Here is a 3,884-nt window from a genome sequence, read left to right as displayed (position 1 = left end):
CGCGCGCCCGCGCGCGGCCCCCGTGCCTCCCGGCGGGGGAGGCACAGTGCCGGGCGGTACGGCGGGGGGTTGCGGGCCGGCCAGGCGTTGTTGGTGGAGCTGCTGCGCGAGCGGCGGGGGGCGTTGGGGCGGGTGTTGGGCTGGTCGCTGGTGGAGGGGGTGCCGGCCTTGTTGTCCGGTGCGTTGCTCGCGGCGGCCATGGACCGGGGGTTCCTCGCGGGGCGTACCGGTGTGGGGTTCGCGCTGCTCGGTGTGCTCGCGCTGGCCATGCTGATCCGCGCCGCCGCGACCTACGCGATGTTTCCCCACCTCGCGGCCGTCGTGGAGCCCATGCGCGACACCCTCGTACGTCGCGTCGTCACCTCGGCCGTGCTCGACGCGACCTCGGGGCGGCCCGGTGCGGGTCGGGACGCGGACGCCGTGGTGGCCCGACTGACCGAGCAGGTGGAGAGCTGTCGCAATCTGACCGCGTCGCTGTTGCGCACGCTCCGCCAACTGGGCGTGACGATCGTGGCCGCGCTGCTCGGGCTCGCGCTGCTCGCGCCCCTGTTGCTGCCGCTCGTGGTGGTCCCGTTGGCGCTCGCCGCGTGGCTGTTCGTGCGTCTGCTCCCACCGTTGGCCCGACGTCGTCGAGCGCTCGTCCTCGCCGACGAGGAGATCGCCCTGCGTACCGGCCGCGTCGTCGCCGGGCTCGGCGACGTCGTCGCGTGCGGCGCCCAGGATCGGGTCGTGGCCGAGATCGGCACGGCCGTCGACGCCCAGGCCGATGCCGCGAAGTCGCTCGCGCGGGCATCGTCGGTACGCCTGCTCGTGGTCGCGCTCGGCGGCCAACTTCCGCTGTTGGCGGTCCTGGTGGCGGCCCCGTGGCTGGTTCGAGGCGGCCACCTGACGACCGGTCAGGTCGCCGGCGCCGCGCTGTATCTGGCCCAGCACCTGGAGCCCGCCGTACGCGCGGCGACCGCGACCGTGGGCGGCTGGTTCCTGGAACTGCTCGTGGTGGCGGGCCGGCTCGCCCAGGCCGGCGCCGCGGACCCCGAGACGCCAACGACAAAACCGACCACGCCCGCCCCCACCGGTAGCGGCGGCCTGGTCGCCGAACACGTCACGTTCGCGTACGGCCCGTACGCCGAGCCGGTGGTGCGCGACCTGTCGTTGACCGTCGCGCCGGCTTCGCACCTGGCCGTCGTCGGTCCGAGCGGGATCGGCAAGTCCACCCTCGCCGCCCTGCTCGCGGGCCTGTCGACGCCGGACCAGGGTTCGCTGCGCCTCGCCGGTACGCCGTTGGCGGCCTGGCCGCGGGCCGCGCTGCGTCGTGCGGTGGCCGTCGTACCGCAGGAGGCGTACGTCTTCGCCGGCTCCGTGCACGAGAACCTGGCCTACCTGAACCCGACCGTCGCCCGCGCCGACCTCGACCGCGCGGTGCGCCTGGTCGGCGCCGCGGAGCTGGTCGCGCGCCTGGGCGGGCCCGACGCGCGGATCATCGACCCCGGAGCGCTTTCGGCCGGCGAACGGCAGTTGATCGCGCTGGCCAGGACCTACCTCTCCCCCGCCGCACTGGTGATCCTGGACGAGGCCACGTGTCACCTGGATCCGGCGACCGAGGCGCTCGCGGAGGCCGCGTTCGCGACCCGTACGGGGACCCTCGTGGTGATCGCGCACCGGATCGACTCGGCCCGTCGCGCGGATCGCGTCCTGCTCATGGACGGCAACCGCCCCGTACTGGGCACCCACCATGAACTGCTCGACCGCTCACCGCTGTACCGCGACCTGGTCGGCGCGTGGGAGCACCGCCCGACGGACGCGGTCGGCCGGGTCGCCCGCGAGCCGACCCGGTCCGGGATCGAGGCGGACGCACGGGACCGCGGGTGACGCCGACCGAGGCGCGAACGCGCGGGCGCGGGAGCGCGAGAGGGCGGACTCGCGCCGGCCCGCCCCCGCGCCCGGCAGGCGCCGGGCGCCGGGCACTCACGCGCCGTCGAGTATCTCCTTGAATCCGTACGGCTCGTGCGGCCCGAAGAACAGTTGCTCGACCACGCCCACGCCCACGCGTCCCGCGCCGCCGAGTTCGGTGACCCGGACCACCTGCTGCTGGTGCTGGCGGTCGAACTGGAGCGGGTCGACCTTGTCGAGTTCCCAGCTCTCGTAGCCGACCTTGAGCTCGCCCTGCCACACCGCGTGACCCCACTCGGAGTGCAGGTAGCCGAGTCCGGCGAGCAGGCCGCGCGCACCGATCGGTTCGACCTTGTACGCGAACGCGTTGCCTTCGCCGTCGGTCATGTGGAACTCGCCGCCCGCGACGCGCCGTGTGCCGGGGACCCAGGTGAGCGCGTGGTGGTGCGGGGTCAGTGCGTCGAACGCGGGCTCGTCCTCGGGTACCGCGATCGTGGCGGGGTCCGGCAGTTCGCCCAGCGGCGTGGCCGCCACGCGCTTGCCGTCCACGTGGTACATGTGCCCGTCGGCTCGCTCGAACGAGGCCCACAGGCTGACCTCGTCCGCCCAGTGGATGGGCGTCCACAGCCACAGGATCGGGTTGAACGGCATGGGCGCGCCGGCCTCGCGCTCGCCGACCGGACGCACGCCCCAGGAGCGGTCGCGAGTGCCGTACGTCGTCGCGGGGTCGATCTCCAGGACCCGCCCGCCGGGCAGCGTCACGGTCCCGGACCACACGCCGAGTTGGGTCAGCCGGGTCGAGTCCATGATCACGTGGTGCGCGTTGCGCGTGGTGGTGCGCTCCTCCTCGATCGCCGCGGCCCGCGCGGTGAAGGTGAGGTCGCAGCCGAGGCCGTGTTCGTTCTCCTCGACGTACACACGCAGCACCTTGAGCGGGGTCTTCACCTCGACGCCGACCGGGCCCACCGTCAGGTCGAAGCGGTCGAGCGGCGCCCGTCGGGACGCGTGCAGGCTGTGCTGGACGCCGTCCACACTGATCGTGAAGTGCGCGTCGGCGACGAACCGGTTCGGTTACAGGCCGTGCGAGAAGGCGAAGTAGAACGCGCCGTCGCGGTCGTAGCCGTTGAACCAGTAGCGGTCGTACGCGTTGCGGTCCGACGTCGCGGGCGTGGCGACCGGCTCGGGGGTCTGGTGGATCGGGAAGTCGTCGGCGGAGGTCAGCAAGGGGAGCCCCTTCTCGAGTACTGCCGTGGGTGCTTCACGACACGTGTCAACGATTCGGCCGAAAAAGGGGGCCGAGGGTGATCCGCCACCCTCGGCCCCGGTTGCGCACTGTTCGGGTCAGCGCGGGTCGCGCTTGAGGAACAGCAGATCGTCGGCGGTGTAGCCGGCGCCGAGCTTCTTGTCCGCGTAGTGCGCGCCGAGCACCTGGTCCAGTTCGTCCGGCGTGAACGTGGCCTGCTTGGAGTCGAACTTGGCCTGGAGGGTCGGCCGTTCGACGACCGCCACGAAGCCACCGTGTACGACGAACGCCTGGCCGGTCACCTTGTCGGCGGCCGGGCTCGCGAGGTAGGCGACGAGCGGCGCGACGTGCTCGGGAGCCAGCGGGTCCATGTCGCCCTCGGCCACGTTCGCGCTTTCGCCGAACACGTGGGTGGTCATGCTGGTACGGGCGCGCGGGCAGATCACGTTGGCCCGGACGCCGTACTTCACCAGGGCGTTCGCGGTCGACATGGTCAGGCCGACGATCGCCGACTTGGCGGCGGCGTAGTTCGGCTGCCCGGCGGAGCCCGCCAGCCACGCCTCGGACGCGGTGTTGATCAGCCGGGCGTAGACGGGACCGCCGGTCGCCTTCGACTTCTCCCGCCAGTACTTCGCGGCGTGGTGCGACGTGTTGAAGTGGCCCTTGGCGTGCACCGCCAGGACCGAGTCCCACTCCTGCTCCGTCATCGAGAAGATCATCCGGTCGCGCAGGATGCCCGCGTTGTTGACCA

General features: G+C 72.7%; 4 protein-coding genes. 1 reads left to right on the top strand and 3 read right to left on the bottom strand.

The window, feature by feature from the left end; genetic code table 11:
- Positions 1 to 1,869: ABC transporter ATP-binding protein (locus GT354_RS22915; protein WP_346012132.1), on the top strand; the 1,869-nt coding region annotated here is incomplete at its 5' end.
- 96 nt (positions 1,870 to 1,965) lie between these two features.
- Here GT354_RS22915 and GT354_RS22910 read toward each other — a convergent pair.
- From GT354_RS22910 to GT354_RS22900, 3 genes are all read right to left on the bottom strand, one after another.
- Positions 1,966 to 2,922, bottom strand: a complete 957-nt coding sequence (locus GT354_RS22910; RefSeq protein ID WP_161358255.1) for a hypothetical protein — start codon at positions 2,920 to 2,922, stop codon at positions 1,966 to 1,968.
- A 39-nt stretch (positions 2,923 to 2,961) separates the two neighbouring features.
- Positions 2,962 to 3,114, bottom strand: a complete 153-nt coding sequence (locus GT354_RS22905; protein WP_161358254.1) for a hypothetical protein — start codon at positions 3,112 to 3,114, stop codon at positions 2,962 to 2,964.
- A 117-nt stretch (positions 3,115 to 3,231) separates the two neighbouring features.
- Positions 3,232 to 3,884 (bottom strand): SDR family oxidoreductase (locus GT354_RS22900; protein WP_161358253.1); only part of this gene is annotated, 653 nt, incomplete at its 5' end.

This window comes from Streptomyces sp. SID3343, from assembly GCF_009865215.1.
Lineage (GTDB): Bacteria > Actinomycetota > Actinomycetes > Streptomycetales > Streptomycetaceae > Embleya.
Note: the sequence above shows the minus strand (reverse complement) of the source record. Positions and strands in the feature narration are given on the sequence as shown.